The 14,270-nt window shown below is 72.8% G+C and carries 15 protein-coding genes; 9 read left to right on the top strand and 6 right to left on the bottom strand.

Features of this window, described 5'->3' with window-relative positions:
• The first annotated feature begins 4 nt into the window (after positions 1–4).
• Entirely contained in the window at positions 5–1,315 is a 1,311-nt protein-coding gene (melA, locus tag ACWC2B_RS23640) for an alpha-galactosidase (protein WP_450719680.1), read from the top strand.
• A gap of 59 nt (positions 1,316–1,374) precedes the next feature.
• Here the strand turns inward: melA and ACWC2B_RS23635 are convergent, their stop codons facing one another.
• Positions 1,375–1,830, bottom strand: coding sequence for a nitroreductase family deazaflavin-dependent oxidoreductase (locus ACWC2B_RS23635; protein ID WP_450719678.1), 456 nt, complete (start codon positions 1,828–1,830; stop codon positions 1,375–1,377).
• 170 nt (positions 1,831–2,000) lie between these two features.
• Here ACWC2B_RS23635 and ACWC2B_RS23630 point away from each other — a divergent pair, with 170 nt between their 5' ends.
• From ACWC2B_RS23630 to ACWC2B_RS23620, 3 genes are all read left to right on the top strand, one after another.
• Complete coding sequence (locus ACWC2B_RS23630; RefSeq protein WP_450719676.1) at positions 2,001–2,699, top strand: TetR/AcrR family transcriptional regulator; 699 nt, start codon at positions 2,001–2,003, stop codon at positions 2,697–2,699.
• A gap of 119 nt (positions 2,700–2,818) precedes the next feature.
• Positions 2,819–4,081, top strand: a complete 1,263-nt coding sequence (locus ACWC2B_RS23625) for a sensor histidine kinase (RefSeq protein WP_450719674.1) — start codon at positions 2,819–2,821, stop codon at positions 4,079–4,081.
• Positions 4,078–4,743, top strand: coding sequence for a response regulator (locus tag ACWC2B_RS23620; RefSeq protein ID WP_450719672.1), 666 nt, complete (start codon positions 4,078–4,080; stop codon positions 4,741–4,743). The genes ACWC2B_RS23625 and ACWC2B_RS23620 overlap by 4 nt, the downstream gene beginning before the upstream one ends.
• On the opposite strand, the gene ACWC2B_RS23615 is transcribed toward ACWC2B_RS23620, so the two are convergent.
• Positions 4,704–4,991, bottom strand: coding sequence for a DUF6332 family protein (locus ACWC2B_RS23615; RefSeq protein WP_450719670.1), 288 nt, complete (start codon positions 4,989–4,991; stop codon positions 4,704–4,706). The genes ACWC2B_RS23620 and ACWC2B_RS23615 overlap by 40 nt on opposite strands.
• Before the next feature lie 161 nt (positions 4,992–5,152).
• Here ACWC2B_RS23615 and ACWC2B_RS23610 point away from each other — a divergent pair, with 161 nt between their 5' ends.
• Positions 5,153–5,566 carry a MarR family winged helix-turn-helix transcriptional regulator gene (locus ACWC2B_RS23610; RefSeq protein WP_450719668.1) on the top strand — a complete coding sequence of 138 codons (414 nt, stop codon included), beginning with the start codon at positions 5,153–5,155 and terminating at the stop codon, positions 5,564–5,566.
• Positions 5,567–5,680: 114 nt separating this feature from the next.
• Here ACWC2B_RS23610 and ACWC2B_RS23605 read toward each other — a convergent pair whose 3' ends face one another.
• Positions 5,681–6,895 (bottom strand): MFS transporter, encoded by a 1,215-nt coding sequence (locus ACWC2B_RS23605; RefSeq protein ID WP_450719666.1) that lies wholly within the window; start codon positions 6,893–6,895, stop codon positions 5,681–5,683.
• Positions 6,896–7,161: 266 nt separating this feature from the next.
• Here ACWC2B_RS23605 and ACWC2B_RS23600 point away from each other — a divergent pair, with 266 nt between their 5' ends.
• Positions 7,162–8,382: an ROK family protein gene (locus ACWC2B_RS23600; protein WP_450719664.1), complete on the top strand. Its 1,221-nt coding sequence runs from the start codon at positions 7,162–7,164 to the stop codon at positions 8,380–8,382.
• 20 nt (positions 8,383–8,402) lie between these two features.
• Here the strand turns inward: ACWC2B_RS23600 and ACWC2B_RS23595 are convergent, their stop codons facing one another.
• From ACWC2B_RS23595 to ACWC2B_RS23585, 3 genes are read right to left on the bottom strand one after another with little or no spacing between them, the layout of a single operon-like run.
• The gene (locus ACWC2B_RS23595; protein ID WP_450719662.1) at positions 8,403–9,287 is read right to left on the bottom strand and encodes a phosphotriesterase family protein; all 885 of its coding nucleotides are present in this window, start codon (positions 9,285–9,287) and stop codon (positions 8,403–8,405) included.
• Positions 9,281–9,853 carry a DUF4865 family protein gene (locus tag ACWC2B_RS23590; RefSeq protein ID WP_450719660.1) on the bottom strand — a complete coding sequence of 191 codons (573 nt, stop codon included), beginning with the start codon at positions 9,851–9,853 and terminating at the stop codon, positions 9,281–9,283. Before ACWC2B_RS23590 ends, ACWC2B_RS23595 begins: the two co-directional genes overlap by 7 nt.
• A 33-nt stretch (positions 9,854–9,886) precedes the next feature.
• The gene (locus tag ACWC2B_RS23585) at positions 9,887–10,471 is read right to left on the bottom strand and encodes a TetR/AcrR family transcriptional regulator (protein ID WP_450719658.1); all 585 of its coding nucleotides are present in this window, start codon (positions 10,469–10,471) and stop codon (positions 9,887–9,889) included.
• Positions 10,472–10,624: 153 nt separating this feature from the next.
• Here ACWC2B_RS23585 and ACWC2B_RS23580 point away from each other — a divergent pair, with 153 nt between their 5' ends.
• Genes ACWC2B_RS23580 through ACWC2B_RS23570 form a run of 3 tightly spaced genes read left to right on the top strand, consistent with a single transcriptional unit; the run spans position 10,625 to position 14,243 of the window.
• Complete coding sequence (locus tag ACWC2B_RS23580) at positions 10,625–10,912, top strand: SHOCT domain-containing protein (protein ID WP_450719656.1); 288 nt, start codon at positions 10,625–10,627, stop codon at positions 10,910–10,912.
• The gene (locus tag ACWC2B_RS23575; protein ID WP_450719654.1) at positions 10,909–11,691 is read left to right on the top strand and encodes an ABC transporter ATP-binding protein; all 783 of its coding nucleotides are present in this window, start codon (positions 10,909–10,911) and stop codon (positions 11,689–11,691) included. Before ACWC2B_RS23580 ends, ACWC2B_RS23575 begins: the two co-directional genes overlap by 4 nt.
• The gene (locus ACWC2B_RS23570) at positions 11,688–14,243 is read left to right on the top strand and encodes an ABC transporter permease (protein WP_450719652.1); all 2,556 of its coding nucleotides are present in this window, start codon (positions 11,688–11,690) and stop codon (positions 14,241–14,243) included. Before ACWC2B_RS23575 ends, ACWC2B_RS23570 begins: the two co-directional genes overlap by 4 nt.
• The last annotated feature ends 27 nt before the right edge of the window (positions 14,244–14,270 follow it).

Genomic DNA, 14,270 nt, shown 5'->3' with positions numbered 1-14,270 from the left:
TGCCATGACCGAGACCAAGATCGCCTTCATCGGCGCCGGCAGCGTGGAATTCACCCAGGGGCTGCTCGCCGACCTGTTCGCCTTCCCCGAGTTCGCCCGTGCCCGCATCGCGCTCCATGACATCGACCCCGAACGCCTCGCCACCAGTGAAGCGGCGGCCCACCACATCGCGGCCGAGCTGGGCGCGGCGCCGCTCGTCAGCGCGCACCTGGAGCGGCGCGCGGCGCTCGACGGCGCCGACTTCGTCATCAACACCGTCCAGATCGGCACGGCCCGGGCCACCCGCACCGACTTCGAGATCCCGGCCCGCTACGGGCTGCGCCAGACCATCGGCGACACCCTCGGCATCGGCGGCATCTTCCGTGCCCTGCGCACCTTTCCGCTACTGCGCTCGCTCGCCGCCGACATGGCTCAACTCTGCCCGGACGCCCACCTGTTGAACTACACCAACCCGATGGCCATGAACCTGCTCTATCTGCACCGGGTGGCCCCCGCGCTGCGGGCCGTCGGCCTGTGCCACTCCGTGTACTGGACGATGCACGACCTGTCCGAGCTGATCGGCACCCCCTTCGACGAGGTCTCCTACCTCGCCGCCGGGGTCAACCACCAGTCCTGGGTGCTGCGTTTCGAACGCGCCGGCCAGGACCTGTATCCGCTCCTCGACGAGGCCATCGCCAAGGACCCCGAACTGCTGCGCCGGGTACGCGTCGACATGTACCGCAGGCTCGGCCACTACCCGACCGAGACCAGCGAGCACTCCTCGGAGTACGTGCCCTGGTATCTGCACCACGACGCGGAGATCCACCGGCTGCGCCTGCCGGTCGGCGTCTACCTCGACATCGTCGAGGACAACCTCGCCACCTACGCCCGCACCCGCGACGCGCTGGCCTCGGGGCGGCCGCTGCCGGTGGAGGGGACCATGGAGTACGCCCCGCAGATCATCCACAGCATCGTCACCGGCACCCCGCGCACCGTCTACGGCAACGTCCCCAACCACGGCCTGATCGACAACCTGCCCGCCGACTCGGTCGTCGAAGTCCCCTGCCTGGTCGACGCGTTGGGGGTGCAGCCCACCAGGATCGGCGCCCTGCCGCCGCAGTGCGCGGCACTCAACCGCGCCTACGTCTCGGTGACCGACCTGGTGGTGCGGGCCGCCGTGCTCGGCGAGCCGCGCCACATCCGGCACGCCGCCATGAGCGATCCGGCGACCGCGGCGACGCTGCCCGTCGAGCGGATCTGGGACCTGTGCGACGACCTCGTACGGGCCCATGAGCCGCTGCTGCAACCGGAGTTGAGGGTTGTCGTCGGGCATTGAGAGCCTGAGTCCCGGGGTGCGGGGAGAGAGTGGGATCAGGCGTGGGGGCAGGAGCGGGATCAGTGGGTGATCGTGACGCGGAAGACGGGGTGGTCGGGGGCGATCCGGCGGAGCTCCTCGTCGCTGGAGTCGGGGCCGACACCGTTGAAGAAGACGCCGACCTCGGCCTTCCAGCGCTTGAGGTAGGCGCGGAGGAGGGCGGGCTTGTCGTCGTCGGCGACCTCGGTAGCGGTGAACGCCTCGACCTTCTTGCCGAGGTGCAGCTCGCCGCCGCCGGCCGCCCGCATGTTGTGCGTCCACTGGACGTGCCCGCGCGGGGCCACCAGGTACTGCTCGCCCTCGAAGGTCATCAGGTTGACGGGGGTGCGTCGCCACTCGCCGCTCTTGCGGCCGCGGACCGCGAGGACCCGGGAGCCCCAGACGCTCAGTCCGCGCCGGGTCAGCCAGGCGACGGACCGGTTGAGGACGTTGACCGTGAACCAGCCGGGCTTCTGGACGTGTGCGGATGCGGACATGGTGTGTCTCCCCTGAAGGTGAGAGAGAGCGGTGCTCTCGTTCGTGAGCAGTGTGCATCGAAGCCGTGCTCCAAAGCAAGAGCGGTGCTCTCATAAATGTTCGCCGCTCCGGTTTGTGTGCGACAGTCGCGTTGTTGGCCACTGCTCTCCGAACTGGCAGACTGGATGCCATGAGCACCGTCCAGGGAGCCCGCGCACGGGCACGTATCGAAGTCACCGCGGCCATCAAGGACGAAGCCAGAAGGCAACTGGCCGCGGACGGCGCGACGAAGCTCTCGCTCCGTGCCGTCGCCCGCGAGCTGGGCATGGTCTCCTCGGCCCTCTACCGGTACTTCCCCAGTCGCGACGATCTGCTGACCGCCCTCATCGTCGACGCCTACGACGCCGTGGGCGAAGCCGCCGAGCACGCCCTCGCCAAGCAGCGCGCCGCGGCGTCGCCCGCGACTCGGTGGACCGCCGTCTGCCGCGCGGTGCGCACCTGGGCGCTGGCCCATCCCCACGAGTACGCCCTGATCTACGGTTCGCCCGTCCCCGGCTACACCGCGCCCCAGGCGACCATCGGCCCCGCAGCCCGCGTCGGGCTCGTCCTCATCTCCATCGCCCGCGACGCCCACCAGGGCAAGGGCATCGCGCCGCCGCCGCTCGCCGCGCCCCTGCGCGCCGAGGCCGAGCGGATGGCCGCGGACTTCGCGCCCGACCTGCCTCCGGCGGTGGCCGTCGCCCTGGTCGCGGCCTGGTCGCAGCTGTTCGGGCTCGTGTCGTTCGAGGTGTTCGGCCAGTTCCAGCGGGTCGTCCAGGACCGCGAGCCGTTCTTCACGCACGCCGCCGAGCAACTGGCCCGTTCGGTGGGCTTGGTGCTCCCCGGCTAGCCATGTACTCCTTGCGTAGCCCGGCACTCCCCGCTCAACCCCGTACTCCCCGCGTAGTACGTGTGATCACCTCGCACGGCTGACGCCCCGGCGGCCGGCCCCGGTCTAGCGTGGCCGGTATGGAAGAGCAGCAGTCACCGCGCGCCGCCCGCTGCGACGGCCCACCCCGGCCGCAGGAGGGGCCGTCGCTCCTGCTGCGGCGCTGGGTTCAGGGGCCCGACGGCGAGGGCGGGCGGGGGGCTCGGCTGCCCTGGGTCTCGACGGCCGCGCTCACCGTGTTCGTCCTGGTCGGATCCCACTTCGCCGAACACTCCCAGGCCGGCCGGGCCCCGCTCGACGCCCTCGCCCATGTGCTCCTCGTCGTCAGTTGCGCGGCGCTCCTGATCCGCCTGCGGCACCCGGTCGTCGCGGTCTTCGGCGCCTCGGTGGCCGCCATGGTCTACCTCGGCGCCGGATATCCCTACGGGCCGGTCTTCCTGCCCGTCATGGTCGGCTGCTTCGCCGCGGTCATCGCCGGATGCCGCCGCCAGGCCTGGGGCGCGATCGCCATGCTCTGGCTGGGGCACCTGCTCGTCGCGCACTGGCTCTACCGCTGGCTGCCCCCGGCGGGCGACACCGTCGCGCCCTGGAGTCAGGAAGCGGGCGTCGCCGCCTGGGCGGTGGCGATCATCGCGGTCGCCGAGATCGTGCGCGGACGGAGGGAGCAGTGGGCCAGGGAGCGGGCCGGGCGGGCCGCCGCGGCGAAACGGCGGGCCGACGAGGAGCGGCTGCGGATCGCCCGCGAACTGCACGACGTGCTCGCCCACAGCATCTCCGTCATCAACGTCCAGGCCGGCGTCGGTCTCGCGCTGCTCGACTCCGACCCCGAGCAGGCCCGCACCGCGCTGACCACCATCAAGTCCGCGAGCAAGGAGGCGCTCGGCGAGGTGCGCCAGGTCCTGGAGACGCTGCGCGCACCGGGGGAGGCGCCGCGCTCCCCGGCCCCCGGACTCGACCGGCTCCCCGAACTCGTCGAGCAGGCCGCCAGCGCCGGACTCACCGTCGAGACCACGACCACCGGCAGACGCGGGGCACTGCCGCCCGGCACCGATCTGGCCGCCTTCCGCATCGTGCAGGAGGCCCTCACCAACGTCGTACGCCACTCCGCGGCACGCACCGCACGGGTCACCGTCCGCTACGAACCCGGGGCCCTCGTGCTGCGGATCGACGACGAGGGACCGCCGTCCGGGGGCGACGCGGGCGGCAGCGGCAACGGCCTGATCGGCATGCGGGAGCGGGCCGCCGCGCTCGGTGGCACGATCGACGCGGGGCCGGTCCCGGCCGGCGGCTTCCGTGTGACCGCCCGGCTTCCGCTGGCCGCCCACCCGAAGGAGATCCCTTGATCCGCGTACTGCTTGCCGACGACCAGCTCCTGGTGCGGGCCGGGTTCCGGGCGCTGCTCGACGCCCAGGGCGACATCGAGGTGGTGGGGGAGGCCGCCGACGGTGAGGAGGCGCTGGGTCTGGTACGCCAACTGCGGCCCGACATCGTCCTGATGGACATCCGGATGCCCCGGCTCGACGGTCTCGCCGCCACCCGCGGCATCACCTCCGACGCGGCCCTGGCGGGGGTGAAGGTGGTCATGCTCACCACCTTCGAGCTCGACGAGTACGTCTTCGAGGCGATCCGCGCCGGCGCCTCCGGGTTCCTGGTGAAGGACACCGAGCCGGAGGAACTGCTGCGCGCGGTCCGGGCCGTCGTCGACGGCGACGCCCTGCTGTCACCCGGCGTGACCCGGCGTCTGATCGCCGAGTTCGCCGCGCGCTCCAAGGAGCCGGCCGCCGCCGACACCCTGGCCGAACTCACCGACCGGGAGCGGGAGGTGATGGCCCTGGTCGGCATCGGGCTCTCCAACGAGGAGATCGCCCGCCGCCTCGTCGTCAGCCCGCTGACCGCGAAGACCCACGTCAGCCGCGCGATGGTGAAGCTCGGCGCCCGCGACCGGGCCCAACTGGTGGTCCTCGCCTACGAGTCGGGTCTGGTCCGCCCCGGCTGGCTGGGCTGACGCGGGCCCGGGCCGGCCCCGTACGGAAAGCGCCACAGGACGTGCACGGTCCGCCAGACGAAGACAATGAGGGCGCAGCCGCCGCCGATGAGCAGCAGCACCCGCCGCAGGGGGTGCGGGAGTGCGAGCGCGTAGCCGGAGCCGCCGATCGCGCCGAAGACCAGGCCGGCCGCGAACAGGGCACTGGCCAGCGCGTATCCGATCTCGATCGTGATGGCGTCCCGCTCGGCCCGGCTCCGTGTCCCCATGCGCGAAGTCTCACAGCAGGGACGGCCGGTGGGCAACCATCGCCCACCGGCCGTCCCTCCCCCCCGGTGCTCGCATGGCCGAGATTACATGCGCGCGCATTGAGTGCGGGCGCATTTAATGCCGATGCAACAAAACTGCCCAGCTCTGCTACCGTGCGGCCATGGCAGCTGAGAAGACCGAGCGCCTGCTCGTGGCGGAATGGCGGGAGCTCCTCGCCCTTCACGCGAGCACCACGTGCGAACTCGACCGGGAGCTCCATGCGTACGGGCTCGGCGCGAGCGACTTCGAGGTCCTCGACGTCCTGGCCGAGGGGCGCGACGACGAGCCGCGCTGCGCGTTCCGCGTGCAGGAGCTGGCCTCGCGGATCCACCTCAGCCAGAGCGCGCTGTCCCGCCTCATCGGCCGCCTGGAGAAGGACGGCCTGGTCACGCGGGGGATGTGCAGCGAGGACCGACGCGGGGTGAGCGTGGAGATCACCGAGTCCGGCAGGTCCCGCCATGCCGAGGCGCTGCCGGTCCAGCGCGCGGTGCTGGCCCGGATGCTCGGCGGCCGGGCCGCCCGCAGGAAGCCGTAGGTTCACGTCGGCGGCCGGCCGCCCGCAGCAGGCCGTAGGTGCGCGATGGCGATCAACTCGCCTGCGGGCGCGGCGAGTTGAACCCCCGTTCGGCACTGTGGCTTGAACTGCCCTTCAACCCTGGGGCGCCGTCGCGTGCCGTGCGGTGTAGCCGATCAGTGCGGCGCCCGCGGCCAGGACCGCGACCGTGGTCAGGGCGACCGGCAGCGACGACCACTCGGCGAGCAGCCCGATCGCGGGCGGCCCGAGCAGCATGCCGCCGTAGCCGAGCGTGGAGGCCGCGGCCACCCCGCCGGGTCCGGCGAGAGCGCCCGCCCTCGCGACGGCGACCGGGAAGATGTTGGCGAGGCCAAGGCCCATCACGGCGAAGCCGGCGAGCGCGAGCCAGACCGTCGGGGCCAGCGCGCCGAGCAGCATCCCGGCACTGGCCGTGAGCCCGCCCGCGACCAACGTGCGGGTCTGGCCGAGCCGTTCGAGCAACGCGGTGCCGGAGAGCCGCCCGGCCGTCATGGCCAGGGCGAACAGCGAGTAGCCCACGGCCGCGACACCCGGCGCGGCGGACAGGTCCTGCTCCAGGTGCAGGGCGCCCCAGTCCGCCATCGCGCCCTCGCCGTACGCCGTGCAGAGCGCGATCACGCCGAAGAGCAGCACCAGGCGCCGGGCCCGCCCGTCGAGTCGGTGCCCCTCGGTGTGGGGTGTGCTCGCGTGCACCGGCGCCGGATGGCGAAGGAGCACCCGCCCGGCCAGCGCGGTCACCACGAGGCCGACCCCGGTGAGGGCCAGCAGGTGCGCGGTCGGGGAGAGGCCCGATGCGACCAGCGCGCCGACGCCCGCGCCGACCATGCCGCCGAGGCTGAACGCCGCGTGGAAACTCGGCATCACCGGGCGGCGCAGCGTCGCGACCAGGTCGACGGCCGCGCTGTTCATCGCCACGTTGATGCCGCCGTACGCGGCGCCGAACACCAGGAGCACCAGGCCGAGCGACAGCGCCGAGTGGGTCTGCGGCGGCAGCGCGATGGCCAGCGCCATCAACGCGCCGCAGACGACGGTCACCGGGTGGCTGCCGAAGCGGCGGCAGAGCCGGCCGGTCAGGACCATCGTCACCACCGCCCCGGCCGATACGCCGAGCAGGGCGAGCCCCAGCTCGCCCGCGGAGGCTCCGGTCTGCTGCTTGATGGCGGGGATGCGGACCACCCAGCCGGCGAAGAGGAAGCCGTCGAGGGCGAAGAAGAGGGTCAGGGCGCGGCGGAGGCGGGACAAGGAGGGTGCGGCGGTGTTCTCGCCAGGTCCCCCCGGAGCGGCCGTCCGGACTTTGTTTAGTAGCGGCACAAAGTCAGGATAGGGGCGGAGGGGCGGGTGCATCAACCGGTTGGGGGCGGCGGGAGCGGGGCGGTTCCCCTCCGGGGGGCGGGGGAGCGGACCTTTGGCCTGCGGGCCGTGCGGGGTTGCTCGCGCAGTTCCCCGCGCCCCTGGCAGGGTCGGCGCAGGCAGGATGCATCGCCAGGTCACGGCCACCCGGCCGCAGCGCCGGACCCATTGCCCGGCCAACTGCCGGAAGAACCGCTTCCGTCCGGGATCATGGGAGACTCGCCCCCATGAACGGCAAGGTGACGACCACCCGGACCAGGCTGGAGCGGGGCCGCAGCGCGCTCGGACCCGCGCTCGAACTGGTGCATACCGGCCGCGCGCCGACCCGTGCCGTGCTCACCGCCGAACTGGGCGTCACGCGCGCCACCGCGGGCGCGGTCGCCGCCGAACTCGAAGCGCTCGGCCTGATCCAGGTCGACTCCCGGCCCGCCGCGGCCGGCTCCCAGGGTCGCCCCTCGCACCGGCTCGCCGTCAACGACACCGGGCCCGTCGCGCTCGCCGCACAGGTGCACGCGGACGGCTATCGGGCCGCGCTTGTCGGCCTCGGCGGCGAGATCGTCGCCACCGACCCCGGCTGCGTGATCGTCTCGGCCGACCCGGCCCAGGTGCTCGGAGAGGTCGTCGACGCGGGCGCGGCCCTCCTCAAGGGCACCGGCCGCCGCTGCGTGGGCGCCGGTCTCGCCGTGCCCTCCGCCGTCGCCGAACCGGAAGGCACCGCGCTCAACCCGCTCCACCTGGCCTGGCCCGCGGGCGCCCCCGTACGCGAGATCTTCGCCGAACGGGTCAGGGCGGCCGGCATCACGGGCCCCGCCTTCACCGGCAACGACGTCAACCTCGCGGCCCTCGCCGAGCACCGGCACGGCGCGGGCCGGGGTGCCAAGGACCTGCTCTGCGTCGCCACCGGCCACCGCGGCGTCGGCGGCGCGCTCGTTCTCGACGGCCGTCTGCACAGCGGGAGTTCGGGCCTTGCCCTGGAGGTCGGCCACCTCACCGTCAACCCGGACGGCCGCCCCTGCTACTGCGGCAGCCGCGGCTGCCTCGACGTCGAGGCCGACCCGCTCGCCTTCCTCACGGCGGCGGGCCGCACCCCCGGGCCCGAGGTGTCGCTCCTCGAACAGTCACGGGCCCTGCTGCGCCACGAGTACGCGGACGTCTCGATCCGGCAGGCCGCCGAGGAACTCATCGACCGGCTCGGCCTCGGCCTCGCCGGACTCGTCAACATCCTCAACCCCGACCGGATCATCCTGGGCGGCCTGCACAAGGCACTCCTGGAGGCCGACCCGGACCGGCTGCGGGCCGTCGTGGCCGACCGCAGCCTGTGGGGCCAGAGCGGCGGCGTACCGATCCTCGCCTGCTCCCTCGACCACAACAGCCTCGTCGGAGCGGCCGAGTTGGCCTGGCAGCCGGTGCTCGACGACCCGCTCGGCGCGCTGGGAGCCAGTGTCTGAACCCCGCCCGGGCCTGCGGCTCACCAGGCGTAGACCCGTGCCGGGTTGGTGACGAGGATGTCCTCCAACACCCCCTTCCCCAGGGTGAGTTCGAGCCTGGGCCGCACCCGGCGCAGCAGATACGGCATGCCCGGAGTGTCCGGGGTCACGGTGTCCCCGCCCAGCAGCAGCCGGTCGGCGAACCCGGCGTCCGCGAGCGCCCGCAGCGCGTCCGGCATCCGCCAGTCGGTGGCGTGGTTGGCCCGGGAAGGCCCGTCGAAGGCGAGGTTGGCCCCCGCTTCGGCGGCCAGGCGGTGCACGGCGAAGTCGGGGGAGCGGTTGAGGTGGCCGAGGATGACGGAGCGCGGCGGCACCTCCAACTCCCCGCACAGCAGGTCGAGTACGTCGAGTACGCCCGTGCCCAGCTCCAGGTGGACGGCGATCGGAGCGCCCGTGCGGTGGTGTGCCTCGGCGGCCGCCCGCATCGTGAGCGTGGCGTGCTCGTCGAGCCCGTGGAAGCCGCCCGCCACCTTGATCAACCCCGCCCGCACGCCCGTGTCGCCGATGCCCTCGGTCAGCTCGGCGACGAACAGCTCGGCCAGCCGGTCGCGTACCGAATCGAGCAACTCGCCCGCATAGTGGGCGGCTTGGTGCAGTCCGGTGGCGGCGATGATGTGCACCCCCGACTCCCGTGAAAGCGCGGGGAGTTCGGCGATGCGCCGCCCCATGCCGTACGGCGTCCACTGCACCACCGTGCCGCCGCCGAGCGCGCCGAACCCGGCGAGCCGGGCCGCGGCGTCCGTGACGTCGTCCAGCTCCTGGCCCGGCAACCGCGGGCTGCGGATGAAGAGATGATCGTGCGCGTCGACGACGCCGAGCCGGTCGGGCTCCACCTCGCCGAGCACCGTGTGCGCCGCGCTCACCACTGCCGTCCCGACCGGAGCCCCGCGCGCCCGGGCTCCGACAGGTGGAGCACCTGGAACCGGTCGCCATCGGCCGGTGGATCGGGCTGTTCCCAGAGCGTGAACCGCACCAGCTCCCAGCGGCTGGGGTCGACAGCCACGGCGCTCGCCACCACTCCGGGCTCCGCCGCCTCTTCGGCCACCTCGTCGGCTATGAACCCGGCCGGTCCGACCCCCTCCGGGACGGGCACGCGCAGGCGGGTCGCCGTGGTGGGCGCGGCCCCGGACGCGGGCCCCTCGGCGTATGACAGGCCCGTCCAGTGCCGCACCCGCGGGCGCCCGAAGTCGTCGACGATCCCCTGGAAACCGGGGCCCCACAGGAAGGAGTTCATGCCCTCGGGGGTGGCCCAAAGGTAGAACGGGGCATAGGAGTTGACCGGGGATCCGGCGCCCCGCTCGCGCATCAGATACGCCTTGAGGCCAAGCCCGGGGAAGTCGTCCAGGAGGTGCCCCCGGGTGGCGACACGCTTGCGGATGATCTCCATGTCGTAGTCGGCGGGCAGTGTGATCTCGTACTGCATGGCGTGCATCGCGTACTCCTCGGGCGACGGGACGGGCAGTGTTCAGCGGGAGCCGGCAGCCGGAGCCAGCAGGGAGAGCAGTCCGCGCACGCCCGCGTCGAAGGCGTCCGGCGAACCGGAGGCGCGGGCCAGGACGTAGCCGCCCTGAACCGTCGCCACCACGGCCGCGGCGATCTCGCGTGGCACCAGATTCGCGCCGAACTCGCCTTGATCGAGGCCCTCTTGGACGATCTCGGCGAGCCGGCCGCGCAGCCAGTCGAGCGTCGCCTCGACCGGTGCGCGCAGCTCGGCGTCGGCCATGATCTCGGGATCCATGGTGAGGCGCCCGACCGGGCAGCCGCGCAGCACATCGCGCTCGCGCAGCAGATACGCCGAAATCCGCTCGTACGCCGTGCCGCCGCCCCCGAACGTGGCCTCGGCGGCGCCGCGCATCTCCTCGGCGGTGCGCCGGATCGCGGCGAGCGCCAGATCGGGCTTGCCCGCGAAGTGGTGGTACATGCTGCCCTGCCCCGCGCCCGCCTGCTGCTGGATCGCCTTCGGGCTGGTGCCTACGTACCCCCGCTCCCACAACAGCTCGCGGGTGGCTTCGATCAGACGCTCCGGAGTGCTCATGAAGCAACTGTACATACCAGTAGGTACAGAATCCAGAGCAGTCACCGGAACCCGATCTACTCCCTGCGGGGTACGCCGACTGCCGCTGGCCGTACGACGACTCGGACCCCCGTGCGGCGGGAGGCTCGAAGCACAAAGGAACCACGCCCACCGAGGGAGCTGACCGAGATGAACACCCTGGCCTACGCGGGACCCGGACCCTGGATCTTCTTCGTGCCGCTGGTCTGGGCGGCCGTGATCTTCACCGTCGTCACGGTGCTGCGCCGCACCGGATGGCGGGGCCGCCGCGGATCGTGGCGCCCGCCCATGGACGACCGCTCGCCCATCGCCGTCCTCGGCCGCCGGTTCGCCGCCGGCGAGATCGACGAGGAGGAGTACTGGCGCCGGATCTCCGTTCTGGAGGAACACTTCGGGCGGACCAACCTGACTCCTCCGGGCAAGGGCGGTGCGGCATGAGCACCGCCGTCCGCACCGTCGCCGCCGCCCGGGTCGTCGACGCCGTGAAGGTCTACGGCACCGGCGACACCGAAGTGAGGGCCCTGGACGGGGTGAGCGTCGACTTCCACGCCGGACGCTTCACCGCGATCATGGGGCCCTCGGGCTCCGGCAAGTCCACCCTCATGCACTGCGCCGCCGGACTCGACACCCTCAGCGCCGGCTCCGCCTTCATCGGCGACACCGACCTGAGCACGCTCGACGACCGCAGGCTCACACTTCTGCGCCGCGAACGCCTCGGCTTCGTCTTCCAGGCGTTCAACCTGATCCCCACGCTCACCGTCGCCGAGAACATCACGCTGCCCCTCGACCTCGCGGGGCAGCGCGGAGACCGCGAGTGGATCGACGCGCTCATCGACACCGTCGGCCTCCGCGACCGGCTGCACCACCGCCCCGGCGAACTCTCCGGCGGCCAGCAGCAACGGGTCGCCGTGGCCCGGGCCTTCGCGGGCCGCCCGGACGTCGTCTTCGCCGACGAGCCGACCGGAAACCTCGACTCGCGCTCCGGCGAGGAAGTCCTTCGGCTGCTCGGCCGGACCGTCCGCCAGACCGCCCGCACCGTCGTCATGGTCACCCACGACCCGGTCGCCGCCGCCCACGCCGACGAGGTCCTCTTCCTCGCCGACGGCCGCCTCGTCGACCGGATGCCCGACCCCACCGCGGACCGCGTCCTCGACCGGATGCGCCTGCTCCCGCAGAGCGGGAACGCCGTCAACTCCCCTGGGAGGCAAGGGACATGAACGCCTCACTGCGCCTCAGCCTCACCTCCCTGCGCTCCCACAAGCGCCGTTTCGCCGGCACGTTCGTCGCCGTCCTGCTCGGCGTCGCCTTCCTCGCCGGGACGCTCGTCATGGGCGACACCCTCCGCGCCAGCTTCGACACCCTCTTCACCACCGCCAACGGCGGCACGGACGCCGTCGTGCGCAGCACCAATGTCGTCACCGTCTCCGGACAGGGCCAGGGCACCCGCCGCCCCGTCGACACCTCGCTCGTGACGAAGATCCAGGACACCCCCGGCGTCGCGGCCGCCGTCCCCGTCGTCGAGGGTTCGGCCCAACTCGTCGGCGCCGACCACAAGCCCATCGGCGGCCAGGGCCCGCCCACCCGCGCCGGGAACTGGATCACCGACCCGAAACTCAACCCGTACCAACTGGCCCAGGGTCGCGCCCCGCAGGCTCCCGGCGAGGTCGTCGTGAACCGGGGTGCTGCCGACAAGGGCGGCCTGAAGCTCGGAGACACGACCGTGCTGCGGGCCCCCGACCCCGTCACCGTGCACATCGTCGGCATCGCCACCTTCGGCGGCCAGGACGGCATGGGGCAGGTCACCTACGCCGGAATGACCCTCGCCGACGCGGAGAAGTACCTCACCCCCAAGCCCGGCGAGGCCTCCTCCATCGCCGTCCGCGCCGGCCCCGGCATCAGCCAGCAGCAACTGATCGACCGGCTGACTCCCGTACTGCCGAACGGAGTTGAGGCCATCACGGGCAAGGCGGCGTCCGCCGAGAGCCTCGACATGGTCGCCGGAACGTTCCTCGACCTCTTCACCACCCTCCTCCTCGTCTTCTCCGGCATCGCCCTGCTCGTCGCCACCTTCTCCATCCACAACACTTTCGCGATCGTCGTCGCCCAGCGCACCCGCGAGAACGCCCTGCTCCGCGCGCTCGGCGCCTCCCGACGGCAGGTGGCCGCCGCTACGCTCGCCGAGGCCACGGCCGTCGCGATCGCGGCATCGGCCGTCGGCGTACTCGCCGGCATCGGCATCGCGGCCGGCCTTCAGGCGCTCTTCCCGGCCATCGGATTCCCCTTCCCCGACGGGGACTTGGTGATCAGCGGACTCTCCGTGGCCCTGCCGATCGCCGTCGGCGTCCTGGTCTGCATCGGCTCGGCGCTGCTGCCCGCCCTGCGGGCCGGCCGCACCGCACCGCTGGCCGCGCTGCGCGAGACGGCCGTCGACCAGTCCGGCGCCTCCCGCCCGCGCAGGCTCACCGGCGGCACCCTGCTCCCGGCCGGTGTGGCGGTCACCCTCGCCGGAGTGCTCTCCGGCCCGAACGTGCTGCTCGCCGGGGTCGGCGCGGCGCTGACGCTCGCCGCCTTCGTGGTCCTGGGCCCCGTCGCGTCCACGTACGCCGTGGGTTTCCTCGGCGGCCCGCTCGACAAGGTGCGCGGCATCACCGGCTCCCTCGCCCGGCGCAACGCGCTGCGCAGCCCCAAGCGGACCGCCGCCACCGCGACCGCGCTGATGATCGGCGTCGCCGTCGTCTCCCTGTTCACCGTCTTCGGCGCCTCGCTGAAGACGACCATGGACCAGACGGTGTCGAAGTCCTTCGCGGGCGATGTCGCCGTCAGCGCCCGGGCGTTCGGCGCGGGCGGCGCGGGCATCAGCCCCCAACTGGCGTCTGCGGTAGGCAAGTTGCCCGAGGTGAAGACCGCCGTCGGGCTCGGCAAGGGCGTCGCGGACGTCGACGGCGGCGGGCGCGCCCTGACCGTCACCGACCCGACGAAACTCTCCGGCGTACTCGACCTGGGCACGATCGAAGGATCGCTGAGCGGCCTCGGCACCAACGGCCTCGCCGTCTCCGCCGACGAAGCCGGCAAGAAGGACTGGCACCCCGGCTCCGCGGCCCAACTCGCCTTCCCCGACGGGCAGAAGCAGACCTTCACCGTCCGCGCGGTGTACGCCGAGAAGGAACTGGCCGGCGACTATCTGCTCACCCGCGAGGCCTGGGCCCCGCACCGCGTCCAGGATTCCGACAGCCTCGTCGCGGTCTCGTTCAAGCCCGGCGTCCCGCTCGCCGACGGCAAGAAGGCGGTCGAGCGGACCGCCGCCGCGTACGGCAACCCGGAGGTGCAGACCCGCGCCGAGTACGCCGCGTCCTCGGCGAGCGGCATCGACATGATGCTCACCCTGGTCTACGCCCTCCTCGCGCTCGCCGTCGTCATCGCCCTGCTCGGCATCGCCAACACCCTGACCCTCGCGATCCACGAACGCACCCGTGAACTCGGGCTGCTGCGCGCGGTCGGCCAGACCAGGGGCCAGCTGCGGGCCATGGTCCGCTGGGAGTCGGTGCTGGTCGCCGCGTTCGGCACGGCGGGCGGGCTCGGGCTCGGCGCGTTCCTCGGCTGGGTGCTCGTCAAGGCATCCGACTCGGCGGGAACCAGCGCCTTCGCGCTGCCGCCGCTCCAGTTGACGGTGGTCGCACTCGTGGGCCTGCTGGCCGGGGCGGTGGCGGGCTTGCGGCCCGCGCGCCGGGCGGCGCGACTCGACGTACTCCGTGCGATCGCGACCGAATAGCACCCACCGGCGTCCTGCCCGGTCAGA

The organism is Streptomyces sp. NPDC001415, assembly GCF_053597395.1.
The sequence above is the reverse complement of the archived record's forward strand: the minus strand, read 5'-3'. Positions and strand labels throughout refer to the sequence as shown.